This is a genomic window from Mesorhizobium sp. M1006 (assembly GCF_040318825.1).
In the GTDB taxonomy this organism is placed as follows: Bacteria; Pseudomonadota; Alphaproteobacteria; order Rhizobiales; family Rhizobiaceae; genus Mesorhizobium.
Genome location: NZ_JAMYMZ010000166.1, coordinates 1 through 590, shown reverse-complemented (window position 1 = coordinate 590; position 590 = coordinate 1). Strand labels below are relative to the sequence as shown.

The window sequence follows — 590 nt, the reverse complement described above, 5'->3', positions numbered from 1 at the left end:
AATCCGATTTTGCCCGGCTGCGCGCGGCTGTAGATAAATTCGGTCGTGTCCTGCAGGATAAGGATCGGACCTTCGCTCGCCGCAACGCGCGCCGCAGTCGCGGCGAAATGGCCGGCGAGAACGCTATGTTCGGTCACACGCGGATTGTCAAAGAAGCGGTAGGCCGCCTTCGCCGCCGCCCAGTCGCCGCAGGCCGCAGGGATTGGCTTGCCCGGCGCAGCTGACATCTGATCCAGCAACCGTTGCAGCCGACGGGCCAGACGCTTGTCGGGAAGGGCCGCCGCAGAAAGCTCTTCCTCCTGCCAAGCGCTCTCGCTGCTGGTGGTCTTGTCTCGCATCCGTGACGCCTCCGTGATCGGCGTCACGGACAGAATCACGGCAGATTCATACGCGGCAATAGGCCCGCCGACGATGTGGGTAATCGGAAGCCGGTGAAGACCGCAGACGTGCGTATCCGCGGCCATGAGCACCTGAGCACCGCGGTGCTGGGGTCAAGCTTTCGATTGGGAGACGCCCTGATATTCTTCGAGGAGGAGTTCGACCTCCTCAATGCCTTCATCGGTGAAGGCCAAGATCCCGTCGTCATCGTT

The 590-nt window shown here is 62.5% G+C and carries 1 protein-coding gene; it reads right to left on the bottom strand.

The features are described 5' to 3' along the window. On the bottom strand, positions 1-365 hold a 365-nt coding region (locus tag NKH60_RS35065; protein WP_352875147.1), incomplete at its 3' end, for an IS4/Tn5 family transposase DNA-binding protein. Between the last annotated feature and the right edge of the window lie 225 nt (positions 366-590).